Annotated in this window: 14 protein-coding genes; 11 read left to right on the top strand and 3 right to left on the bottom strand. The window is 71.5% G+C overall.

The genetic code is table 11. The annotated features are described in order from the left end of the window. Positions 1-7: 7 nt before the first annotated feature. The gene (locus M1L60_RS33075; RefSeq protein WP_253241483.1) at positions 8-1,222 is read right to left on the bottom strand and encodes a hypothetical protein; all 1,215 of its coding nucleotides are present in this window, start codon (positions 1,220-1,222) and stop codon (positions 8-10) included. A gap of 159 nt (positions 1,223-1,381) precedes the next feature. Here M1L60_RS33075 and M1L60_RS33070 point away from each other — a divergent pair, with 159 nt between their 5' ends. From M1L60_RS33070 to M1L60_RS33045, 6 genes are all read left to right on the top strand, one after another. Then, complete coding sequence (locus M1L60_RS33070) at positions 1,382-2,485, top strand: sensor histidine kinase (protein ID WP_253241482.1); 1,104 nt, start codon at positions 1,382-1,384, stop codon at positions 2,483-2,485. Then, a complete protein-coding gene (locus tag M1L60_RS33065) occupies positions 2,482-3,183 on the top strand; it encodes a response regulator (RefSeq protein WP_253241481.1) in 702 nt (233 codons plus the stop codon). Before M1L60_RS33070 ends, M1L60_RS33065 begins: the two co-directional genes overlap by 4 nt. Positions 3,184-3,261: 78 nt before the next feature. Then, a complete protein-coding gene (locus M1L60_RS33060) occupies positions 3,262-4,719 on the top strand; it encodes a PAS domain-containing protein (protein WP_253241480.1) in 1,458 nt (485 codons plus the stop codon). Continuing rightward, on the top strand, positions 4,716-6,401 hold the full coding sequence (locus M1L60_RS33055) for a putative bifunctional diguanylate cyclase/phosphodiesterase (RefSeq protein WP_253241479.1): 1,686 nt from the start codon (positions 4,716-4,718) through the stop codon (positions 6,399-6,401). Before M1L60_RS33060 ends, M1L60_RS33055 begins: the two co-directional genes overlap by 4 nt. Positions 6,402-6,429: 28 nt before the next feature. After that, entirely contained in the window at positions 6,430-8,499 is a 2,070-nt protein-coding gene (locus tag M1L60_RS33050; protein ID WP_253241478.1) for a PhoX family protein, read from the top strand. Positions 8,500-8,607: 108 nt separating this feature from the next. After that, positions 8,608-10,686: a PhoX family protein gene (locus M1L60_RS33045; protein ID WP_253241477.1), complete on the top strand. Its 2,079-nt coding sequence runs from the start codon at positions 8,608-8,610 to the stop codon at positions 10,684-10,686. A 32-nt stretch (positions 10,687-10,718) separates the two neighbouring features. Here the strand turns inward: M1L60_RS33045 and M1L60_RS33040 are convergent, their stop codons facing one another. Then, positions 10,719-13,622: an ATP-binding protein gene (locus M1L60_RS33040; protein ID WP_253241476.1), complete on the bottom strand. Its 2,904-nt coding sequence runs from the start codon at positions 13,620-13,622 to the stop codon at positions 10,719-10,721. 100 nt (positions 13,623-13,722) lie between these two features. Between M1L60_RS33040 and M1L60_RS33035 the strand changes: the two genes are divergently transcribed. From M1L60_RS33035 to M1L60_RS33015, 5 genes are all read left to right on the top strand, one after another. Next, the gene (locus M1L60_RS33035; RefSeq protein ID WP_253241475.1) at positions 13,723-14,568 is read left to right on the top strand and encodes a class I SAM-dependent methyltransferase; all 846 of its coding nucleotides are present in this window, start codon (positions 13,723-13,725) and stop codon (positions 14,566-14,568) included. 268 nt (positions 14,569-14,836) lie between these two features. Then, positions 14,837-16,255 (top strand): type III PLP-dependent enzyme domain-containing protein, encoded by a 1,419-nt coding sequence (locus M1L60_RS33030; RefSeq protein WP_253241474.1) that lies wholly within the window; start codon positions 14,837-14,839, stop codon positions 16,253-16,255. Beyond that, complete coding sequence (locus M1L60_RS33025; RefSeq protein WP_253241473.1) at positions 16,252-17,559, top strand: pyridoxal-phosphate dependent enzyme; 1,308 nt, start codon at positions 16,252-16,254, stop codon at positions 17,557-17,559. The genes M1L60_RS33030 and M1L60_RS33025 overlap by 4 nt, the downstream gene beginning before the upstream one ends. Further along, positions 17,559-18,725, top strand: a complete 1,167-nt coding sequence (locus M1L60_RS33020) for an aminotransferase class V-fold PLP-dependent enzyme (protein WP_253241472.1) — start codon at positions 17,559-17,561, stop codon at positions 18,723-18,725. Before M1L60_RS33025 ends, M1L60_RS33020 begins: the two co-directional genes overlap by 1 nt. 62 nt (positions 18,726-18,787) lie before the next feature. Beyond that, the gene (locus M1L60_RS33015; protein WP_253241471.1) at positions 18,788-19,510 is read left to right on the top strand and encodes a class I SAM-dependent methyltransferase; all 723 of its coding nucleotides are present in this window, start codon (positions 18,788-18,790) and stop codon (positions 19,508-19,510) included. A 199-nt stretch (positions 19,511-19,709) separates the two neighbouring features. Here M1L60_RS33015 and M1L60_RS33010 read toward each other — a convergent pair whose 3' ends face one another. Then, a complete protein-coding gene (locus M1L60_RS33010) occupies positions 19,710-24,467 on the bottom strand; it encodes an ExeM/NucH family extracellular endonuclease (RefSeq protein WP_253241470.1) in 4,758 nt (1,585 codons plus the stop codon). Positions 24,468-24,581 lie beyond the last annotated feature (114 nt).

Below are 24,581 nucleotides of genomic sequence, written 5' to 3'. Positions count from 1 at the left end.
GAAGGTACTAGGAGGACACTGCGACGGGCTCGCCACGAGTGGGGGTGGGCGTGCCGAGCGCGACGGCCATCGACCCGAACCCGGCCACCAGCACGAGGGGGCCGACGACCCCGATCGGGCCCAGGCCGAGCAGGAAGAACCCGGCGAACCCGGCCACCACCAGCGCCGGCGCCCACCAGCGGACCAGGCGGTCCACGGCCGCCCCGACCGCAACCAGGATCAGGCCCAGGAACGTGAGCACCATGCCGGGTAGCACCCAGCCCAGCGTGAACGTCACGTAGCCGCCGGTCAGGTCGGCCGCCCGGTCGGCCACCGCGTCGCCCAGCGCCTGCCGCGCGGCCAGGTCCAGGTAGTCGCCGAACATCAGCGCGCTGAAGTGGATCAGGCCCAGCACGGCCAGGCCCGACACCACCCGGGTGAACCGACCGCCGCGGGCGGCCACCGTGAGCACGGCCGGGATGAACAACACCCACGCCAAGTGCAGGAAGAACGCGCTGGCCTGGGGCAGCGGGACGGTGGCCATCCCGACCGCGAACGACAGCGGCGCCGCGACCAGGCAGATTCGGCCGGCGTGGTGGCGGAAGGCGCCGAACACGTCCGGTCCGTCCGAAGTGAACCGCAGCATCTGACGCGCGGCCATCGCGTACGCCACCACGAGCACCACCGGCCCGGTCAGGCTGAGCGGCACCGGCGAGATCGCGAACAGCAGGTACAGCGCCGTCCCCAGCAGGGCCAGCCCGGCCGTCCACCAGTTGATCACCCCGGCCCGGACCGCGGCCAGCGGCGTCACGATCAGCGCCACCGCCCAGCCGGCGATCCCGGGGATCTGCCACCCCCACACCGCCCACGGCATGGCGCCGATCCGGTCGTCGTACGCCGTCAACTGCGCATCAGTGAGCCCGGGCTGCTGCTCCAGGCTGAGCAAACCGAAGTCGGCCGCCATCAGTGCCGAGAACGTGACCAGCCCGAGCACTGTCGCCACCCAGGCGATCCCGGCCAGGATCGCTCCGCGCCGGCGCACCAGGGCCAGCAGCCCCAGGAAGCCGGGCACACAGAGCACCCAGGCCCAGTGCAGCAGCAACGAGTGCCACTGCGTCGCCTCCGGATGCGCCCGGTACACCCCGTACCCCTGGTCTTCGCCCAGCGCCGGGTCGATCCCGGTCGACACCGCCAGTGCCACCGGCGCCAGCACCAGACTGGCCGCAGCCACCTTCCGCCACATGATCAAATCCCCTTCGTCGGTCGGAACGACCAGGACGCTAGGGACGCCGGACCGCGCCGTAACCCCTACGCGGAGTGAGCCGGTGTCCGCCGCGCGGTGGAGGGCTTGTCATCCTCGGGACGGGTTCGGCCCCCGGCCCCTGCGCCGTACCGTCGGCCCATGCGGTTGCGACCCACCGATCTGGCGCTGACCGGCGGCTTCGTGCTCTTCGCGGTGACCGAGGAATACCTGATCGCCATGCCGGGCGGCTGGTGGCCGCTGGTGCTAGTGCTGTCCGCGGCCACCGTGCTGCTCCGCCGGTTCGTGCCGCTGCTGGCCATGGCTCCGCACGTGATCGAGCCGATGTCGCTCTTCTACCGCCCGGCCGTGGTGGCCGGTGAGCAGACCGTGAACTTCCGGCTGTGGCAGCTGGTCGGGACGATGATCGTGATCTACACCGTGGGCCGCCACGTGCCGCCGACCGGCCTCGAGCGGCGCGGCCTGATCGGCGCGGGCCTGGTCGCGACCACGTTCGTCGTCTACCTGGCCAACGACCCGGGCGATCCGATGGCCGCCCTGTTCTTCCCGATAGCGCCGTACGTCCTCGGGGTCACCCTGTCGGTCCAGGCCCGGCGCAGCGCGGCCGTCCGGGAGCAGCAGGCCCGCGAATCGGTCATGGAGGAGCGTGTCCGCATCGCCCGCGAGCTGCACGACATGGTGGCCCACAGCGTGACCGTGATGGTGGTCCAGGCCGGGGCCGTGCGCCGCCGGCTCGACGCGGGCCTGCCGGTCGACAGCGAGCTGTTGCGGGGCATCGAGTCGTCGGGCCGGGAGGCGGTGGGGGAATTGCGCCGTACGCTCGGCCTGCTGCGCGGCGAGGGCGCCGACACGGCCCTGGCGCCGGTGGGTCTCGACCGCCTCGACGAGCTGGTCACGCAGGTGCGCGAGGCCGGGTTGACCGTCACCCTGCACCAGCAGAAGCGGCCGGTGCCGCCCGCGATCGACGTCTCGGCCTACCGGATCGTGCAGGAGGCGCTGACCAACGTCCTGCGCCATGCCGGACCGGTCAAGGTCGAGGTCACGGTCGGCTTCACGGACGGCGGGCTGCGCCTCGAGGTGGTCAACGACGGCCGGCCGGTGGTCGTGGGCACCGGCGGTCAGGGCCTGATCGGCATGCGGGAACGGGCCACCCTGTTCGGCGGCGAGCTCACGGCCGAGCCCCGCCGGGAAGGCGGTTTTGCCGTACGGGCCCAGCTGCCCCTGCCGGCGGCGGCGCTCCGATGAGCATCTCGGTGGTGATCGCCGACGACCAGCGGATGATCCGGGCCGGCCTGCGCATGGTGATCGAGACCGAGCCCGACATGCTCGTGGTGGGCGAGGCCGGCGACGGGGCCGAGGCGGTGGCCGTGGCTCGGCGGCTGCGGCCGGACGTCGTACTGATGGATATCGCCATGCCCCGGCAGGACGGGTTAGCCGCGACGAGCACGCTGCGCGCCGACCCCCACCCACCCGGGGTGATCATTCTGACGACGTTCGACAGCGACGAGAACCTCTACCGAGCGCTGCGCGCGGGGGCCGGCGGGTTCCTGCTCAAGGTGTCGTCGCCGGAGCACCTGATCACCGCGATCCGGGTCGTCGCGTCGGGCGAGGCGCTGCTCGACCCGGCCGTCACGACCCGGGTGATCTCGGCCTTCGCCGGCCAGCCCGGTCCGCGACCGCCGGCCGCGCTGGACGGTCTGACCCCGCGCGAGGCCGAGGTGCTGCGGCTGGTGGCCCGTGGCCTGTCCAACGCCGAAGTCGCGGCCGAGCTCGCCGTGGGTGAGGCCACGGTGAAGACCCACGTGGCCCGGGTGCTGATGAAGCTGGGGCTGCGCGACCGTGTGCAGGCGGTCGTCTTCGCCTACGAGTCCGGCCTGGTCCGGGCCGGTCAATCGCCGGTTTCACCCCCAGCCCCTCCGGCGAGCGGCAACAATCGGCGGTGAGAGTCGGAGCGGAGAGGTGGGAGTCACGTTGCGCAGGCAAACACTCATGCCCGCCGACCGTCGGCCGATGAAGCGGGCGTGTTAACCGCAGACAATTCCCTGGTCGCGCCGTCCGGTGACACGCTGCGGGCCACCTCCCTGGCCTACGTCGAGGTCGATCGCCGGGGCCTGATCAGGGAGTGGAACCCCGCGGCCCAGCGCCTGTTCGGCTGGACCCGGGACGAGATGGTGGGCCGCCCGCTGGCCGACACCCTCGTGCCGGGCACTCTGCGCTCGACCCACTCGGCGGCGTTCGCCCGCCGGCTGGCCTCGGACGAGCCGTGGACGGGCATGCGGGTCGAGGTGCCGGCCTCGCACCGCGACGGCGCCGAACTGCGCGTCACCATGGTGCTCGACCCGCTGCCCGACGGCTTCTGCGCGTTCCTCTCCGACCAGACCGACTGGCATCAGGCCCAGCAAGAGCTGCAGCGCAGCACCACGCTGGTCAACGCCATCCTCGAGCACACCTCAGCCATGATCTCGGCCAAGGATCTCGACGGCTGCTACCTGTTCGTGAACGGCGAGTACGAGCGGGTCTTCCAGGTCGACGCGGCCGAGCTGGTCGGCCACCGCGACACCGACGTGCTGCCCGAGGTGGTGGCCGCGTCCGGGCGGGCGCACGACCGGCACGTGATCAGCACCGGCGAGGCGCTGACGGCGCTCGAGGAGCTGCCGTTCGGCGACCAGATCCGCCAGTACGTGGTGACCCGTTTCCCGCTGATCGACCCCGACGGCTCGATCTACGGCGTGTGCTCGATCGCGATCGACGACACCGCCCGCCGCCGCAGCGAGGACCAGCTCGGCGAGAGCGAGCGGCTGTTCCGGGCGACCGTCAACAACGCGCCCGGCATGCTCTTCCAACTGCGCTTCGCCCCGGACGGGGGCCAGGCCTTCACCTTCGTCTCGGACGGTTGCCGGGACATCTACGGGCTCGAGCCGAATGAGATCATCACCGACCCTCGGCTGGTCCTGGACACCGTCGAGGATGACGGCATGCACGTCTCGCTGATCACCCTGGAGCCGTGGCGCTGGCAGGGAGTGGTGGTGCGGCCGGACGGCGAGCGCCGGCGGCTGCAGGGCGCCGGGCGGTTCTACCGGCTGACCGACGGCACCACCCTGTGCGACGGAGTGGTGCTCGACCGCACCGAGGAACACACCACTGAGGGCCGGCGCGATCTGGACGAGCTGACCCGTCGCCTCGCCCGCTACCGGTTCACCGCGGTCGCCGGCCCGCTGGGTGACCCGCTGCTGACCAGTTCGACCGGGGACGCCGCGGCCGTGCTGGGCGCCGCCGACCCGGCCGACGGGCTGCTCGCGGCCTTCCGGTCGGTGACCGGCGAGGCCGACCACGAGCGGTTGCGGGCCGCGTTCGCGACCGCGCTGGGCGGCGAACCGGCCGATTTCGAGGCGGGCCGCCTATGGCTGCGCCTGCGCCCGGAACGGCTCGGCGGACGGCAGGTGATCGAAGGCGCCTGCTTCGAGCTGGGGGCGTCGTGACCGGGCGCCTGCCGCGCAAGCTGGGCGAGATCGCCCTGCCCGCCGCCGTGCTGTCCGCGCGCACGCCGGTGGCCGAGGTGGCGGCCCAGCTGCGGGCCGAACCGTTGCGGCCCGGCGTCCTGGTCGCCGGGCCCGGCACCGGGCCGACGCTGGTGGCACGGGCCGTCATCGAGCGCCGGGTCGACGACCCGGGTCCGCTGGCCGGGCTGGCCGAGAGCGGCGAGACCCGGGTGCTGCCGGCCGACACCGAGATCGAACTGGCCGCCGAGGCCGCCCTGGAACGCCCGCCCGGCCTGCACGACGAGCCGCTGCTGGTGCGCTGGCCCGACGGCCGGTACGGCATCGCGCCTGTGGACGGCCTGCTCATCGCCATGGCCGGCCGCTACGCCCGGCTGGCCCGCACCGACCGGCTGACCGGCCTGCCCAACCGCTCGGCCGCGCTCTCCGAAGCCCACCAGCGCCTCGAGGCGGGCACCCTGGCCGCCGTCATCCACCTCGGCCTGGACCGCTTCCAGGACATCAACGACGTGCTCGGCCGGCACGGCGCCGACACGTTGCTGCAACGGGTCGCGTCCCGGCTGCGCGCCGCCTGCCGCACCGGGGACCTGATCGCCCGGCTCGAAGGGGACCAGTTCCTGGTGCTGGTGGCCGACACGGCGCCGCTGCCCGGACCGGCCGGCCTGGCCCGGCGGCTGGCCGACGTCATCCGCGGGCCGCACCTGGTCGACGGGGTGCCGGTCAGCGTCGAGACCAGCACCGGCGTCTGCGTGGTCGACCAGCGGGACCCGTCCGAGGTGCTCCGGCGTACGGCCGCGGCCCTGCGCACCGCCAAGAAGGACCGCACCGGCGTGGTCGTCTGGACCCCGGAGATCGGCACCGGCCAGCGCGCCGACCTGCGGCAGCTGACCGAACTGCGCACCGGCATCGGCGCCGGCCACCTGCGCCTGCACTATCAGCCGCTGCACCGGGCGACCGGCGACCGCGCGATCCAGGGGGTCGAGGCGCTGGTGCGCTGGCAGCACCCGCAGCGCGGCACGCTGCCGCCGGGCGTCTTCCTGCCCGACGCCGAGCGGTCCGACGTGATCCTCGAGCTGACCGACTGGGTGCTGGCCGAGGCGCTGCACCAGGCCGCGCAGTGGCACCGGGCCGGGCACGACGTGCCCGTGTCGGTCAACCTGTCGGCGGCCTACCTGGCCCAGGACCGGGCCGTGCCGACCATCCTGGCCCTGCTCGAGCTGGAACAGTTGCCGGCCCGCCTGCTCACCGTCGAGATCACCGAGACCGCCGTGCTCACCCGGCCCGACCAGGCCGCGGCTCGGCTGGCCGCCATCCGCGCGGCGGGTATCCGGGTCGCCATCGATGATTTCGGTACGGGCTACACCTCGCTCGGCCTGCTGCCGGAGTTGCCGATCGACGAGCTGAAGATCGACCGCTCGTTCGTCATGCGGATGAACGACTCCCCGGCCCGAGCCACGATCATCCATTCGGTGATCGCCATCGCCCGGTCGCTCGACCTCACGGTGGTGGCCGAGGGGGTCGAGGACGAGCCGACCGCCGTCGCGCTGGCCGAGGCCGGGGTCGACCTGCTGCAGGGTTACCACCTGAACCGGCCTCAGCCCGCCGAACAGCTGCAACCTCAACTCACCGGCGCTTCAGTCGATCATCGTTTCGTGTTTACCTGATGTTCATCAATGTCGATGGAGGTCAACGATGCCCGATCCTGAACGTCGACTTTTACCGCTGCTCGGCCGTCATGGCGGTGGGCGCGATGCGATGACCTGTCTCTACCGGTGCGGCAACGCTTGCGATCACCCGGCGCCCAACCGGTCGGACAATTCGTACTTCGGTGACATCGTCAACGCCGCGGTCAGCCGGCGTGGCCTGTTCACCGCCGGCGGGGCGGGCGCCCTGGTGCTGGGAGTGGGTGGCTCGGCGGTCCCGGCAGGCGCCGCGCCCTCCACCTCGGCCGCCCCGGCCCCAGCCACCGGCAAGGCCCTCACTTTCAAGCCGATCCCGCCCAACGAGATCGACACCGTGCTCGTGCCCAACGGCTACGACCACGCGCTGGTGATTCGCTGGGGCGACCCGGTGCTGCCCGGCGCCCCCGCCTTCGACCTCGAGCACCAGACCGGTGAGAGCCAGTCGAAGCAGTTCGGCTACAACAACGACTTCCTGTGTGTCGTGCCGTTCCCGGGCAGCGACCGCCGGGCCCTGCTCGTGTCCAATCACGAGTACACGAACGAGGAACTGATGTTCCCCGGCTTCACCACGCACGAGGCGCTGAGCGTCGATCAGGTGCGGGCCGCGATGGCCGCCCACGGCATGTCGGTGGTCGAGATCGAGCGGGTCGGCCGCACCGGGCAGTGGCAGGCCGTACGGGGAAAGCGACTGCCGTACAACAAGCGGCTGACCATGCTGGCCACGCCGTTCCGGGCGGACGGCCCGGCGGCTGGGACGCCGTTGTTGCGTACGGTGGCCGACCCCCAGGGAAAGACGATCATCGGGACGCTGAACAACTGCGCGGGCGGCCTGACGCCGTGGGGCACGGCTCTTTCCGGTGAAGAGAACTTCAACCAGTACTTCGTGGGTGGCGACGCCGTGCCCGAGGCGGCCAAGGCCCGGCTCAACCGCTACGGCATCCTGACCACCGCCCGTTACCCCAGCGGGTCGCGGCGCTGGGAGCGTGCCCAGGAGCGGTTCGACCTGGCCAAGCACCCCAACGAGGCCAACCGCTTCGGCTGGATCGTCGAGGTCGACCCGCTGGAACCGGGCGCGCTGCCGCGCAAGCACACCGCGATGGGCCGCTTCAAGCACGAGGGCGCCAACGTCATCGTGGCCAGGAACGGGCAGGTCGCGGCGTACATGGGTGACGACGAGCGGTTCGAGTACCTCTACAAGTTCGTCTCCGACAAGCGCTACCGCCCGGGCGACCGCAAGCACAACCTGACCCTGCTCGAATCGGGCACACTCTATGTCGCGAAGCTCACCGGCGACAGCCCGCCGGCCGAGATCGACGGCACCGGCCGGCTCCCGTCCGACGGGGCCTTCGACGGTACGGGCCGATGGATCAAGCTCGTCTCGGGGAACACGTCGTACGTCCCCGGGATGACCGCCATCGAGGTGCTCACGTTCACCCGCGAGGCCGGCGACAAGGTCGGCGCGACCAAGATGGACCGGCCCGAGGACGTCCAGCCCAGCCTGCAGAGCGGCAAGATCTATGCCGCTCTCACCAACAACACCAACCGGGGCGTCGGCACCTATCCCGGTGTCGACGAGGCCAACCCGCGGACGGCCAACAAGCACGGCCAGATCTTCGAGATCGTCGAGGACCGCGGAGACCACACCGGCGACTCCTTCACGTGGTCGCTGCCGATCGTCTGCGGCGACCCGGCCGACCCGGCCACCTATTTCGCGGGCTACGACAAGACCAAGGTGTCGCCCATCTCGTGCCCCGACAACGTCGCCTTCGACAGCTCCGGCAACCTCTGGATCTCGACTGACGGCAACCAGCTGAACAGCAACGACGGGCTGTTCGCGACCGCGATCGAGGGCCCCGAGCGCGGTCATCTCAAGCAGTTCCTCACTGTGCCGCCGGGGGCCGAGACATGTGGGCCGTTCATCACCGGCGACGACCGCTCGGTCTTCGTGGCCGTGCAGCACCCGGGCGAGATGACCGGCGCCACCGTGGACAACCCGGCCTCGACCTGGCCCGACGGCGACTACGCGAAACCGGCGGTGGTGGTCACCTGGCGCCTCGACGGCGGACGAATCGGCAGCTAGAGAGAGGTTTACTCGCCGTTCACCGGCAGCCGGTGGATCGTGGCGGCCGGCTCTCCTAGCGTTCGGGCAGCCCACCTCGTGTGCGGCCTGGACGATCTAGGAGAGCCGATGCGTCGACTTTTACCCCTGCTGGGCCACAGTGGTGGCTCGCGGGACGCCATGACCTGCATGTACCGCTGCGGCAACGCGTGCGACCACCCGGCGCCCAACACGTCGGACAACCCGTACCTCGGTGATGTTGTCAACGCGTCGATGAGCCGGCGCGGTGTGATGCGGGCCGGCGCCGCCGGTGCGCTCGTCCTCGGAGTGAGTGGCGCCACGGTCGGCGCGGCGGTCCCGGCAACCGCCGCACCGGCCCCGGTCGCCGCGGGCCCGGCCCCGAAGCCCGGGAAGGCCGGCAAGATCAGCTTCAAGGCGATCCCGCCCAACACGCTCGACAACCTGGTCGTGCCCAACGGCTACGACTCGGCCGTCGTGATCCGCTGGGGCGACCCGGTGGTGGCCGGCGCCCCCGAGTTCGACCTGGGCCGGCAGACGGCCAAGCGCCAGTCGCAGCAGTTCGGTTACAACAACGACTTCGTCGGGGTGCTGCCGTTCGGCAACTCGAACGACCGGGCGCTGCTCGTGGTCAACCACGAGTACACCAACGAGAACCTGATGTTCCCGGGCTTCACCAGCCTGGACGCGCTCTCGGTGGAACAGATCAAGATCGCCATGGCGGCGCACGGCATGTCCGTGGTCGAGATCGAGCGGGTCGGCCGGACCGGCCAGTGGAAGCCGGTCGAGTCGCGCCGTCTGCCCTACAACAAGCGGATCACCGCCCTCGAGACGGTGTTCAAGCTGACCGGCCCGGTGGCCGGCACGCCCGCCGTGAAGACCAAGGCCGACCCCAAGGGTCAGTGGGTCATCGGCACGCTGAACAACTGCGCCGGTGGCGTCACCCCGTGGGGCACCGTGCTCTCCGGCGAGGAGAACTTCAACCAGTACTTCGTCGGCGGCGACGGTGTGACGGAGGCTGACAAGCCGAAACTCAACCGCTACGGCATCACCACCACCGCGCGCTACCCGAGCGACTCGCGCAAGTGGGAGCGCGCGCAGGAGCGGTTCGACCTGGCCAAGCACCCCAACGAGGCCAACCGCTTCGGCTGGATCGTCGAGGTCGACCCGTTCGACCCGGACGCCCCGCCGCGCAAGCACACCGCGATGGGCCGCTTCAAGCACGAGGGCGCCAACGTCATCGTGGCCAAGAGCGGGCACGTCGTGGCGTACATGGGTGACGACGAGCGCTTCGACTACCTCTACAAGTTCGTGTCGGAGAAGAAGTACCGCCCCGGCGACCGCAAGCACAACCTGACCCTGCTCGAGTCGGGCACGCTGTACGTGGCCCAGGTGACCGGGGACAGCCCGGCGGCCGAGATCGACGGCACCGGCAAGCTCCCGTCCGACGGGGCCTTCGACGGCACCGGCAAGTGGATCAAGCTGGTGTCGGGGAACAAGTCGTTCGTCCCCGGCATGACCGTGGCCGACATCCTCACCTACACCCGGCTGGCCGGCGACAAGGTGCTCGCGACCAAGATGGACCGGCCCGAGGACGTTCAGCCCAGCCTGCGCACCGGCAAGATCTACGCGGCGATGACCAACAACACGAACCGGGCCGTCGGCACCAACCCGGGCGTGGACGAGGCCAACCCGCGCAGCGCCAACAAGCACGGCCACATCTTCGAGATCACCGAGAACAAGGGTGACCACACCGGCGAGTCCTTCACCTGGACGCTGCCGATCGTGTGCGGTGACCCGGCCGCCGCCGACACCTACTTCGGCGGGTACGACAAGACGGCCGTCTCACCGATCTCGTGCCCCGACAACGTCGCCTTCGACAGCGCCGGGAACCTCTGGATCTCGACCGACGGCAACGCCCTGGGCACCAACGACGGCCTGTTCGCGACCCCGATCGAAGGCTCCGAGCGCGGCCACCTGCGGCAGTTCCTCACGGTGCCGCGCGGCGCCGAGACCTGCGGCCCGTTCATCACCGGCGACGACCGCTCGGTCTTCGTGGCCGTGCAGCACCCGGGCGAGATCACCGGCGCCACGGTCGAGAAGCCCGTCTCGACCTGGCCCGACGGCGACTACGCCAAGCCGTCCGTGGTCGTCTCGTGGCGCCTCGACGGCGGCCCGATCGGCAGCTGATTCACCCCGGGTGAGCCACCGCGATCGGTGGCTCACCCGGCATAACAGCAAAGATGGCCGGTGCGGACCGTGCGGTCCAGGTGCCGGCCCAGTTCCGGATGCACCGCTTCGATGCGCCTGATCGCGTCCCGGATGCGGGCACTGACAGCCTTGCGAGCCCGCTCCGCGTTGCCCGGGCTCAACGGCCGGGCCGCCCCGCCCGGACGGGTCGCGCGACGCACCTCGTCGCGCAGCCGTTCCCGCTCGGCACCTTCCACATCGGCCAGCCGGCGACGGTAGGCGCGCAGCGCGGTGGCGTCCAGCACCGGCTCGTCGGCGACGCGGTCGAGCACCACCGGCCCGCCTCCGGAGGCCAGATCGAGGGCGGCCACGTCGGCCCCGGGCCGGGCCAGGAGCGTCGACAGGTCGTGCAGGCCCTTGCAGTCGCGCAGGTAGGCCGCCCGCCCGCGATAGCTGACCTGCCACATCTCGCCCGACCGGCAGATAGTCGCCTCGGCGCCGGGCGTCAGCGTGGCCAGCGCGCGCCGCGTCTCGTCGGCCCACAGCCGCGCGCCGAGCCGCTCATGAACAGCCAGGGCGCCCCGCAGCGACTCGACCGCCCCGGCCGAGTCGCCCAGCGCCGCCCGCAACAGCCCGACCCGATGAGCGTGCGCACCCATGAAACAAACCAGTGCCCCGTTCACCGCGCATGTGTCCGCGAGCGGTTCCAGGTCAGCCAGCAACAGCTGGCAGAGTTCACGATCCTCCAGCGCGATGGCGGCCGCCGTCAGCTCACCGGCGAAGATCGACCACAGGTACGACCGGTCGGCCCGCCAGTCCGGCAGGGCCCGTACGGTTTCGACCTCGCGCCGGGCCGCGGTCGGATCTCCGGCCCGCGCGAGGAACCCGGCCGCCACCGCGTGCGCGTGGGCCGGGGCCCCGACCCACCATCGCACCGCCTCGGCCGCGGTACGCCGGAGTTCGTCGGGGTTGCCGCGAGCCCGCACCACCTCGAGCCGCTGCGACATCCGGACGTTGCCGGTGTCGCTGTCGCCCACCTCCTCCCCCAGCGCCGCCGCCTCCTCGATCAGCCGCTCGCCGGTCTCCAGGGCGCCGTCGAGCAGGGCGAGCGCGGCCTGCCGGGTGCGCAGCAGATAGTCGTGCCGGGGCTGACGCAGGCGCTCGGTCAGAAAGGCGAACTCGTCGAACGCGGCCCGGAAAGCCGCCGAACCGCTCTCGAGGTAGGCGTTGGCCGTCAGCAGGAAGCCCTGGGCCTGCCGCTCGGGGTCACCCGCGGCCCGGGCCGCTCCGATGATCTCGGTGGCGATGACCACCCGCTCGGCCCCCGTTCCCGGCGTCCACAGGATGTCGTGCCGGGCCAGCAGGCAGCTGGCCAGGGTGACCGGGTCGTCGAGGGTGCGGGCGATGGCGACCGCCCGTTCCGCGTACGGGGCGGCGCGGGGCCGGTCGGCCGGCACCGAGTGCTGCAACTGGCGGGCCAGCGCGGCCGTGACCTGGGCCTCGGCCGGCGTGCCGAGGCCGTCGAGGGCGTGCCGGGCGGTCTCGAGCGCGGTGATCAGTTCGGTCCGAGGCATGGCGAAGCGGGCGCCGGCGCTGTCGAGTCCCAGCGCGACCAGGGCGAGCAGCTCCGGGTCGGCGCCGGCCGGGCGCCAGGCCTCGTCGAGCCGGGCCCGGGCCGTCGCCGCGTCACCGGCCCGCAGCCGCAGGCCGGCCTCGACGGTTAGTAGCCGCACCAGGTCGGGGTCGGACACGTGGGCGCCCGCGTCGGCCACCGCGGTGCGGGCCCGGCGCAGATGGTCCGCCGCCTCGGCGAAGGCGTACCGGCCGGCGTCGGCCTCGGCGGCCGCATGGGCCCAGATCACCGCCGGCCCGGCGCCGCGGACGGGCGCCGCGGCGGCGAAGTGCCGGGCCACTTCGGCCGGGACCACTGGTGCACCCCGTCCGGACCGGCGCAGCAGGGCTGAACCGATCCGTTCGTGCAGCTCGGTGCGGTGCCGGGCGGGCAGGGCGGCGTAGATCGTCTCGCGGAACAGGTCGTGCGCGAACCGGATCGGCCCGTCGGCGCTCCCGGTGAGTACGCCCGCGACCAGCGCCACGTCGATCGCGTCGATCGACTGTGCACAGACGTCGGTCAGCACGTCCGGCTGCAGCACCGGCCCGGCCACGGCCGCCGCGTCGAGCAACTCGCGGCAGGCCGCGGACAGCCGGGCCAAGCGCCGGCCGATCACCTCGCGGACGGCCACCGGTACGTCGCCGGCGCCGCCACCGGACTCCATCAGGCGGCACAACTCGCGAGCGAAGAACGGATGCCCGGCGCTGCGGGTGTGCACGGCCGGCGCCCACTGCTGAGCCGCCTCGTCACCCGCGAGAGCCCGCACCAGCTCACCGGTCTCGGCCGCGTCGAGCCCGCCGAGCGTGATCGACTCGGCCGACTCGACCAGGCCGGTCAGCACCCCGGGGCCCAGCTCGTTTGGCCGGTACGCCGCGACCAGCAGCAACGACCCGGTGCGGGGCTGACGGGCCAGGAATTTGAGCAGGCTCACCGACGTCTCGTCGGCCCACTGCAGGTCGTCGAGCACGACCACCGCGGGCGCGATCCGCTCGAGCCCGTCGCTGACCGCCTGGAACACCCGGGCCCGGGCGCCGTCGTCGGCGTCCGGCGCGGGACCACCGACGATCGCGGCCAGCCGCGGGTCCGGAGGCAGGGCGCGCAGGGCCTGCGTCCACGGCCACCAGGCCGGCGCCCGGGCGTCGTCCCAGCACGCACCCCAGAGCACCTGGTCGCACTCCACCGCGAACCGGCCGAGCAGAGCCGTCTTGCCGATCCCGGCCTCGCCGCTGACCAGCACCAGGCCCGCCCGCCGGGGATCGGAACCGGCCGGCCGGGCGGCGAGCATCCGAGCCAGCGCGGAATGCCGGCCGACGAATGGCGTCACCAGCGCATTCTGTCCGCTCGCGGAAGTGCCAGACGGATTCTGGCGGATGTCCGACCGGATCTGGCGCATAGAGGGTGAGAACACTCGAGGGGGAGGAACCATGTTCGACCCGCAGCAGTACAAGACGACCACGCGCGACCAGTGGGAGGAGGCCGCCGAGGCCTGGCACCGGTGGGGTGCGTTCATCGAGGCCTGGCTCGGCCCGTCGACCGAGCGGATGCTCGACGTGGCCGGGATCACCACCGGAAGCCGGGTGCTCGACGTCGCGGCCGGGACGGGCGGGCAGAGCCTGGCCGCGGCCCGCCGCACCGGCCCGTCGGGCTCGGTGCTGGCCACCGACATCTCGCCCGCCGTGCTGCGCTACGCGGCCTCGGAAGCGGCCGCGGCCGGCCTGGACAACGTGCGGACCCGCGAACTGGACGGCGAGGATCTGGCCGTGCCGGCCGGTGAGTTCGACGCGGTGATCTCCCGGGTCGGGCTCATCTACTTCCCGGACCAGCGGGCGGCGCTGGCCGGCATGCGGGCCGCGCTGCGCCCCGGCGGCCGACTGGCCGCGGTCGTCTATTCCACTGCCGACCGCAACGCCTTCTTCTCGGTCCCGGTCGGGATCATCCGGCGGCGTGCGCAGCTGCCGCCACCCGCGCCGGGACAGCCCGGCCCGTTCAGCCTGGGTGCGCCGGGGGTGGCCGAGCAGCTCTTCACGGTGGCGGGCTTCCATGACGTACGGGTGGAGACCGTGCCCTCCCCGGTCCGGCTGACCAGCGCGGCCGAGTGCACCCGGTTCGAACAGGAGTCGTTCGGCGCCCTGCACCAGATGCTGTCCGGGCTGTCGAAACAGGAACGGAGCGCGGCCTGGACCGAGATCGAGGCCGCGCTCCGCGAGTTCGAAGGCGCTGACGGCTTCACCGGCCCCTGCGAAATGCTGGTCGTGTCGGGCGTCAGCTGAGCCGGTAGGCCCGCGGCAGCTGGTGCCGCGGGCCTGCCTACGATCTCTTCCGGCATTCATGAATGAATGCGCATGTGCACAATTGAATCAGTGAAAAGGCGCCGGACGTTGAATGAATTGATTCCCTCTGGCGGGCGCCCCGGGGCATCGGTTACGTTGAGGAAACGAACCGTCCGGCTTTGTCGACCCTGCCGAACTGACCTGCTCAAACGGCCATCCGGGGAGTCGTACTGTGCCTGATTCGCACCCGCTCCAACTGACCCCGAGAATGGAATCGATCACCCAATCGGTTCTCGCCGAGCCCGATCTCCTGCGACAACTCACGGACGGGCTCGGCTCCCCTCTCAACATCGTTCTGCCGGAAGCGCTCGACGCCAATGTGTCGGCGTTCCGGGCGGTCTATCGGCAGCACCGGCTGCGCGGGAACATCTATTTCGCGCACAAGGCGAACCGGTCCTCGGCGCTGCTGCGTCACCTGGCCGCCACCGACGCCGGCGTCGATGTCGCCTCGCTGGGCGAGTTGCAGCACGCGCTCGGCGCCGGTTTCGGCCCCGGTCGCATCATGGCCACCGGCCCCAAGAACCGCGAGTTCCTGTGGCTGGCCGCGCGCAGCGGGATCACCGTCAACGCCGACTCGCTCGACGAGCTGAGCGAGCTGGCCGCCCTGGTCGCGGCGGGCCGCTTGCCTCGCGTACGGGTGATGGTGCGCCTGTCCGAGTTCGCCTCCCGCGGCGTGCACCTGGTCAGCCGGCGCAGCCGCTTCGGGGTGCCCGCGACCCTGCTGACGGAGGCTCTGGACCGGCTCGACAAGCACGCCGACCAGCTCGAACTCGTCGGGGTGGCATACCACCTGGACACGATCGGACTGGCCGAGAAGGCGATCGCGCTGGAGGGCTGCCTGGCCGCGCTCGACGAGGGCCGCCGCCGGGACGTGCCGGCCTGGTCGATCGACATCGGCGGCGGCTTCGGCGTGAACTACCTGGCCGACGGCGCGCAGTGGGAGCGGTACACCTCGGAGCTGGCCCAGGCCGTGCTCGGGCGGCGCTCGCCGCTGACCTGGAACGGGCACGGGTACGGGCTGCGCAACGAGGCGGGCACGCTGCGCGGATCGCTCGGGCTCTATCCGGCCTACCGGCCGGTCTCGGGGCCCGGGTATCTCGACCAACTGCTCGCCGCGACCGCGCCCGAGCAGCGCCGGCCGCTCGGATCCCTGCTGCTCGACAGTATGATCGACCTCGACATCGAACCCGGGCGAGCGCTGCTCGACCAGTGCGGCCTGGTGCTGGCCCGGGTGCTCGAGGTGCGGGACGGGCCGGACACTCTCGTCCGGCTGGAATTGAACTCGCGGGATGTGAGCCTCGAGGAACACGGGGTTCTGATGGATCCGGTCGTCATCCCGCAGGACTCCGCCGGCATTGCCGGGCCGGCGGAGGTCTTCCTCCTGGGCAACCTGTGCCTGGAAGCCGACCTGATCACGCGGCGCAAGGTCGTCCTGCCCGTCCGGCCCCGGCCCGGCGACCTGCTGGCCTTCGTCAACACGGCCGGCTACTTCATGGACTTCAGCGCCACCCGGGCCCTGCACCAGCCGGTCGGCCGCAAGGTCGCGCTCTTCCGGGCCGGGGGCCGGTGGAGCTGGTGCCTCGACGAGCAGTACTGGCCCGTTCCCGAGCGCGCGGAGGCAGCATGAGATACGACGACATGACCGAGGCGATCGGCAACACCCCGCTGGTCCGCATCGACCCGGTCGTGCACGGCCTGCGCAACATCGACCTGTACGCCAAGATGGAGCTGCTCAACCCGTTCGGTTCCCTCAAAGACCGGGCGGCCTGGCAGATGGCCCGCCCGATGCTCGCCGGGGCGGCCGAGCGGGGCGACACGGTGGTCGAGCTCTCGAGCGGCAACACGGCCAAGGCTCTGGCCATGATCGCCGGGATGCACGGGCTGCGCTTCAAGAGCGTCACCAACCGTATGAAGGTCCCCGAGATCAAAGACCTGCTGCTGCTGCTCGGGGCCGAGATCGACGAGCTGCCGGGCCAGGCCGAATGCCTCGACCCGAGCGACACCGAGGACCCGCTCTCGCGCATGCACCGCACGCTGACCAGCAACGGCAGCGGCTACGTGCACACCGACCAGTACTTCAACGAGCGCAACGTCGAGGCTCACCTGCACGGCACCGGGCCCGAGATCGTCAAGGACCTGGACGGACGGGCGCCCGACTTCTTCATCGCCTGCGTCGGCACCGCCGGGTCGTCGACCGGGGTGGCCCGGGCCCTGCGCCAGCACGATCCGGACGTCCGGGTCGTGGGGCTGGTCGCCGCCAAGAGCGACTTCATCCCGGGCATCCGCACCATCGACGAGGTGCACGAGGTCGGGCTGTTCGAGCCGGGCGTCTACGACACCGTCGAGACGATCACCTCGGACGACGCGATCGACGGCCTGCTGACCCTCGTCCGTCGGTGCGGCACGCCGGCCGGGCCGACCGGGGGTGGCGCTTTCCACGGCGCGGTTCGCCACCTGCGGCCGATCGACGCCACGCTGACCGAGCGCAAGACGGCCGTCTTCATCGTGTGCGACCGAGTGGAGAGCTATCTGTCGTACGTCCGGGAGCGGCGCCCGGCCCTGTTCGGGCGGCCGCCGCGGCGCAACGACCCCCGCGACCTCACGGAGTCCGAGGTGGCGGCCGCGCCGACGATCGACGTCGAGGAGGCCCAGCGCTGGCCCGGCCTGGTCGTCGACCTGCGCAGCCCGTACGCGTTCCAGGCCCTGCACATCGACGGCTCGATCAACATCGTGGACGAGCTGTTCGCCGAGCTGCTCCACGGTGGACTGCCGTTCAGCCGGCGGCAGCCCGTGCTGCTGGTCTGCCCGGTCGGCGAGAAGTCGGCCCGCTACGCCGCGCTGCTGACCCGGATGGGCCACCCCTCGGTGCGCTCGCTGGCCGGCGGCGTGATCGCCTGGCGCGACGCCGGCGCGCGGCTGGTGCGTGACTGATGACTCTCGCCCTCGACCTCGACGTGCGCTCGCAGTTTCCTCAACTGGTGGGCAACCCGGGTGTGGCCTACCTCGACAGCGCGGCCACCGCGCAGAAGCCGCAGGCCGTACTGGATGCGGTGATGGCCTATCTGACCAGCGAGAACGCCAATGCCGCGCGCGGCACCTACCCCTGGGCCAACCGCACCACGGCCCGCATAGCGCAGACCCGCGACCAGCTGCGCCGGTTCCTCGACGACCCGTCGCCCGAGACGTCGGGGGTGCACTTCGTGAGCGGCACCAGCGAAGGGCTGCGGACGATCGCGCTCGACTGGCTGACCGCGGTGGTGCGCGACGGCGACGAGATCATCGTGCCCTTCGCCGACCACAGCGCCAACCTGGTGCCCTGGCTCGACGCGGCCGAACTGCTGCGCCGGCAGGGTACCCGGATCGTGGTGCGGCCTATGCCGTACGACTCGGCCCACGACTACGACGTGGCCCGCCTGCCCGTCGGCCCGCGCACCCGGCTCATCGCGGCCACCCACGTGCACCACGTCTACGGCAACGACATGAACGTGCACCGCCTGCGGGCCGCGGCCGGGCCCGACATCCCGATCTGCCTGGACGCCGCCCAGAGCTTCGGGCACCTGCCGGTATCGGCCCGTGAACTGGACGTGGACTTCGTGGTCGTCTCGGGCCACAAGGCGATGGCGCTGCCCGGCATCGGCGCGGTGTGGGCGCTCAACCGCCGTGGCCCCGCCTTCGCCCCGGCCGGGTGGAACGGCACGCCGAACACGGCCGGAATCGTGAGCCTCGCCGCGGCCATGGACTGGCTCTCGTCCGTGGGCCTGGCCCGCATCGCGTCGTCGATCGTCGCGCTGGGGGCCCGGCTGACGGCGGGGCTCGCCTCGATGCGCAGCTACGAGGTGCTCGGCTGTCAGGACAGCCTGACGGCCAAGTCCACAGTGCAGCGACGGCACGGGATCGTGACCTTCCGGCACCGCGAGATCGGCTCCAACGATCTGGGTTTCATCCTCGCCTCGGACGGCCTACTCGTGCGAGCCGACGGTCACTGCCAGGGCACCGAGGGTGAGAAGACCTCGTCCGTACGAGTGAGTCTGCACGTCTACAACACGGCCGGCGAGATCGATCGGCTGCTCGCCACGCTGTCCGACTTGAATTCCTAGCGCCCGCTCGCCCATCCTGTTAGAAATGGTTGTCGTTTCCGATCGCTATCGAGGATGGGTACATGCTCGCGCTCGACTCCGCCCGCTGGCGCACCGCCTGGGACGAGGTGATGGCCGGTTTCGTTCCCGGCCTGGCCTCGCTGGAGGGAGCGATAGGCACGGCGACCGAGTCGGTGCTGGGCCGCTCACCGACCCGGGTCCTGGATCTGGGTGGCGGCCCCGGCGTGCTGGCGACCCGGATGGCCGAACGCTGGCCCGAGGCCCGGGTCACCATGATCGACATCGACCCGGTGCTGCTGGCCCTGGCCCGGGGCGGCGTCCCCGACGCGGTCACCGTCCTCGACGCCGACCTGGGCGAACCCGACTGGACCGGCACCGCCGGCGACGGCTACGACCTGGCCACGGCCGTGATGACCGTCCACTATCTGCGCCCCGAGCGGATCCGCGCCCTCTATCGCAGCTGCCACCGGGCCCTGAACCCGGGCGGCCTGCTTGTGGTGGCCGACCTGATGCCCGACGACGGCCTGCCCTTCGTCTCGGCCGCCCTCAACCCGGCCCCGGGTGAGGCCGCCGCCGAGTTGGCCTGGGCCCAATGGTGGGGCGAGGTGGCCTCGGCCTTCGACGACCTCATGGCGTCCCGGGCCGAGGTCTTCCGCGACCGGCCGGCGGCCAACTTCGCCGGCTCGGTCGCGTGGCACGTGGCGGCGGCCCGCGCCGCCGGCTTCAGCGAGGCCGGCCTGTTGTGGCGCGATGGCCGCCACGCCGCCCTGGTTGCTCTCGCTTAGGGCGAAATCAAAGTTTCGAAACGAGGAACCCCATCCCGAACCCCCTCCCGCCTCGGGGAGATGTGGGATGAACTTACGCCTGTGTCAAGGCCGACGAGCGGGCTTGTCCACAGTGCCGGGCAGCTCGTCACAGAAGTTATCCACAGGAAGGCCCCCGCCTCCAGCAACCGGAGACGAGGGCCTTCGTGGGTACTACCTGCTATTTGGTGATCTTCACCGTGTAGGTCTTGGCCGCGGCGGTGTTACCCGCGCGGTCGGTCGCCGAGTAGGAGACCTTCAGGGTGCCTTTCTCGACACCCTTGACCGCGACACTCCAGTGGCCGAGCAGCAGCGACGGGGTGTCGATCAGCACCTTGGCCCTGGCCGCGGCGTCCGACTGCGACGTCGCCTTGACCCACTTGCTGCCGTCGTAGAAGTACCACTTCCCGGCGCGCTCCTGGACCAGCGTGACCTCGGCCTTGGCCACACCCAGACCCTGGTCGGCGGCGAAGCCCGACACCGAGCGCCACGACGAGGCCGACGCCGGGTTGCGCGGCACGTCGAGGATCACGACCGGCGCCGTGGTGTCGGCCGCGACCTTGACCGAGCCCGCCTTCACCGGCGTGCCCGCGCCCGCCGCGTTGTGCGGCGTGACCGTGACCGCGTACGTGCCGGCCTTGGCGTAGGTGTGCGTGACCAGCGCGCCGTTGGCCGAGACGGTGGCCGACGCGCCGTCGCCCCAGGTGACGACGAGTTTGGTCGCGCCGGTCACCTTGGTCGCCGCGAGCACGGTGAACTGGCCGGCCCAGATCGACTGCGGGGCCAGCAGGTACGTGCCGGTCGGCTGGGCCGTGACCTTGACCGTCGCGCCGCCCTGGATGGTGGCGGCCGCCGTGTTGCCCGCCTTGTCGGTCAGCTGCACCGAGACGGTGTAGGTGCCGGCCTTGGCGTACGTGTGGGTCAGGCTCTCCGAAGTAGAGCCGTCGCCCCACGTGATGACCCGCTTGGCCACGTCGTCGGACGCCGCGACCTCGGTCAGCGTCGTCGACTGGCCCGTCCACAGCGTCGCCGGGCCGAGCTGGTAGGTGCCGGTCGGCGGGGTGGTGTCGGGCGGCGTGGCCGTTCCGGGCGTGCTGCGCGGCGCCGGGTCGGCCGTGACCGGCGAGTTGGCCGCGAAGTAGTTGACCAGCATCGTCAGGTCGTTGTCGCCGGTGGTGACCTGGTTGGCGCCCTGCCCGAGGGTGACGAAGTTGTCGCCGCCCGAGGCCAGGAACGAGTTCGACGTGACCCGGTAGGTGCCCGTCGGGTCGAGCACGACCCCGTTGAGCTTCAGCGAGGACGCGATGATCCGCGAGCCCCGGGGCTGATTCACGTCGTACGAGTAGGTCAGCCCCTTCGACACGCCGAGGTGCAGCACCGGGCGGGACGCGCTGTCCGGCTGCCACTGCTCCTCGAGCACCTGCTTGATCTGCGCGCCGGTGAGCGTCTGGGTGACGACGTCGTTGGCGAACGGCTGCACCGAGAACGCGTTGGCGTACGTGACCGTGCCGTCGGTGCCGTAGAGCAGGTCGGCCCGCAGCCCGCCCGGGTTCATGACGGCGATCTGCGCACCGCCCCGACCGGCCACGCTGGTCTGGTCGAGCTGCACGTCGGCGATGAAGTTGCCGAGCACCGACTCGGCGCCCCGGTCCTCGGCGCCGGCGGCCGTGTAGGCCCGCTTGACGTCCGCCGTGATCTTGCCGAGCGGCTGCTTGCCCAGCTCGTCCGCGGTCACCTTGGCCTTGGCCACGATGTCGGCGACGGCCGGGTCGGCCGGGTAGCCGGTCACGTCGAGCAGCTTGGCCGTCGAGCCGGTCACCGACTTGGTCGCCGGGTCGTACGTCAGCACGGCCTGACCCAGACGCAGGCCGTAGTCCTCGGCCTGGATCACCGGACGGGTGCGGTCGGTGCCGGGCACGGGCACCTGGAACGCGTACGGCTGGTGGGTGTGCCCGCTGAAGATGGCGTCGATCTCGGCGCTGACCCGGGTGAAGTCTCCGAACACGGGGTCGGCCTGCAGCGCCGCGGCCGAGCTGATGTTCTCGGTCGCCGCGCCCTCGTGGGCCAGCAGCACGAGCACGTCGGCCTCGCCGTTGGCCTCGTTGCCGTCGGACAGCTGCCCGGCCAGGGTGTTGGCCTCGGCCACCGGGTCGCGGAACTCGACCCCGGCGATGCCGTCCGGGCTGACCAGCGAACCGGTCTGCTCGGTGACCACGCCGATGTAGCCGACCTTGACCCCGCCCAGCGTCTGCACGTCGTAGCCGGGCAGCACCCGCGCGCCGTCCTTGTAGACGTTGGCCGCCAGGAACGGGAACTCGGCCCGGTCCGAGACGCGGCCCAGCAGGTCGGCCAGGCCCTTGTCGAACTCGTGGTTGCCGACGGCCGAGACGGCCAGATCGCCCGCGTTCAGCGCGTCGATCGTCGGGTTGTCGCCGTCGATGGCCGAGATGAACGTGGACGCGCCGATGTTGTCACCGGCCGAGATCCACGCGGTATTGGGGTTGGCTTTACGAAGCTCGTTGACCATGCCGACCAGCTGAGCCGCGCCACCGTTGCCGGCGCTCGGCTGCTCCAGCCGGCCGTGGAAGTCGTTGATGCTGAGCAGCTGCAGGTCGACCGGGCCGTTGGCGGCAGTCTCGAGGCCGACGACCACCGGGTCGTGGTCGCTGGCCCGGTACGGGCCGTCGTCGTAGAACGGCGCGTAGCCGTCGTACTCGTAGGCGAACGACTCGACCGAGTTGATGTTCCAGACGTCCACGCCGGTCACCTTCGACGCGAGCGAGGCGCTGGCCAGCGCGTGGTCGAGCGAGCCGGATTCGCCGCCGAAGACGTACGATTTCTCGTCGGCCCCGGCGATGTTCTGGTAGCCCGCGTCGGCCAGCACCTGGATCGGGTCTTCCTGGCTGTACGCGTTGAAGTCGCCCAGCAGGAGCACGTCGTCGGTTCCGAGCGACTTCACGAAGGTGGCCAGCGCGGCCGCCTGCCGCTTGCGGTCCCCGTTGTACGCGCCCTGCCCGTCCCCGGTGTCGACGTTGTCGCCGGACGGCGGGGTCGACGCGCTCTTGGACTTGAGGTGGTTGGCGACCACGGTGAAGGTCGTCGCGCCGGCCGTGAAGGTCTGCGCGATCGGCTCACGCGCGTTCGACCACACGGTCTCGTCGTTGACCGAGCGCGCGGCGCCCTGCGGGGTGACTGCGGCCGGCTTGAAGATGATCGCCGTGGTGATGAAGTCCTGCTGCTCGGCCCCCGGCAGGTCGGCCGGCGAGCGCACGTAGTCCCAGGTGCCCGCGCCATCCTTCGCGTTCAGCGCGCCCACCAGCGTCTTCAGGGCCACCTGAGGGTCGTCCGGCTCGAAGCGGACCGAGTTCTCGATCTCCATCAGCGCCACGACGTCGGCGTCGAGCGCGCTGATCGCCGAGACGATCTTCGCCTGCTGCTTGGCCAGGGCGGCCGCGTCGGTGGCGCCCCGGGCCTCGCCGCCGAAGTGGACGAAGTAGTTCAGGACGTTGAAGCTCGCGACCCGGATGTCGCCGCCCACGTTCACCGGAGCCGGCGTACGCGGGTTGGTGTTCTTGAAAGTCGTCTGCAGGGCGGCCGGGTCGGTCGGCTGCAGGCGCCACTCGCTGAAGCCGAAGCTCAGCACGCTCGGGCCGAACTTCTCGACGGCGTCGCCGACCCGGATCGGGTCGTCCTTGGTCAGGTAGGCCGGGGCCAGCCCGGCGTCGGCCAGGTTGGTCGTCCGGCCGTCGTCGACCAGGATCCGGCGGGCCTTGTTGTCGGCCTTGATCGCAAGGGCCTCGGCCGAGCCGGGGCGGGCCTTGTCGGTCGGGATCGGGGCGACCTCGTTGCCGGCGGCCAGGATGATCTCGCCGTACCGGTTGGTGTTGTAGACGTCCGACACCGTGTACGCGCCGACCGGCGCCACCAGCATCGACTCGACCGACTCGCGGGCTGCGTCGTCCAGCGGGAGGCCCAGCGCCACCGGGGCGGGCAGCGCCACGCCGCTCGCGCAGACCGCGGTGTCGGTCTTGGCCGTGGTGGTGATCTGGGTGAGGCCGTTGAACTCGGTGACCGTACCGGTGACCCGCACGTGGTCGCCGAGCTTGACCGACGGCGCGTTGGCAGCGTTGGTGCCGAAGTAGACGAAGACGGCGTCCGAGGCGGTGCCGGCCGCGACCGGGCGCTCGCCGCCGGTGCCCGTGGTCTGCACGTAGACGCCGTTGTAGCCGCCCGTGCGGTGGTCGGCGGTCACGACACCCTCGACGGTGACCTTGGTGTTGGCCACGGGGGTGGCGGCGCCGGTGCCCTGCACCTGGGCGATCGTGTGCGTGACCGCCGTGTCGCAGGTGGCCGGGGGCTCCTCCGGCTCTTCCGGGGTCCCTCCGTTCACCGCGCCGAACGACGAAGCGGCCGGGGCGCGCCAGGTGCCGTCGATCTTCTGCAGCGAGAGACCGGCCGCCTCGGAGCCGTTCTGCGACACACCGATGTCCACGCTCGTCTGCCCGGAGGCGGGACCGCCGGTGGCGGTCATCACGCCCTCGTAGCTGAGGAACTCGGCGACCGAGCCGTCCGGCTCGACCAGAGCCACGCCGTCGGGCGCGCCGTTCTGGATGCCGTTGGCCGGGTACTCCTGCACGACCACGCCGGCCGCCGGCACGACACCGCTGAGCGTGGCCGTGTTGTAGACCGCGCCGCCGCTGCCGTTGTAGAGGACGATCTGCCAACCGGCCAGGTCGGTGCCGGCCGGCGCCTGCACCTCGATCGCCTCACCGCTGTCGGTGCCGGCGTTGTCGTAATGGATCTCGCTGATGAACGGGTCACCGGGCTCGGCGGCCACGGCCGGTCCGGCCAGGCTCAGGCCGACAACAGTGGCGAGGGCGGCGGCGCCGATCGCTTTCAGGGCCGCCGCGCGCGGGCCACCGCGCAGATATCGATGCATTCGCCGGAGGCTATGGACGGTCTATGACGATGACCGCTCGAAAGGGTAACGAAAAGGCATTGCAGCAGGTGAATGCCCGGTGCCGCGTCCCTGATCGATCGTTTTGTCCGCTGC

The organism is Paractinoplanes aksuensis (genome assembly GCF_024137025.1).
GTDB lineage: Bacteria > Actinomycetota > Actinomycetes > Mycobacteriales > Micromonosporaceae > Actinoplanes > Actinoplanes aksuensis.
Note: the sequence above shows the minus strand (reverse complement) of the source record. Positions and strands in the feature narration are given on the sequence as shown.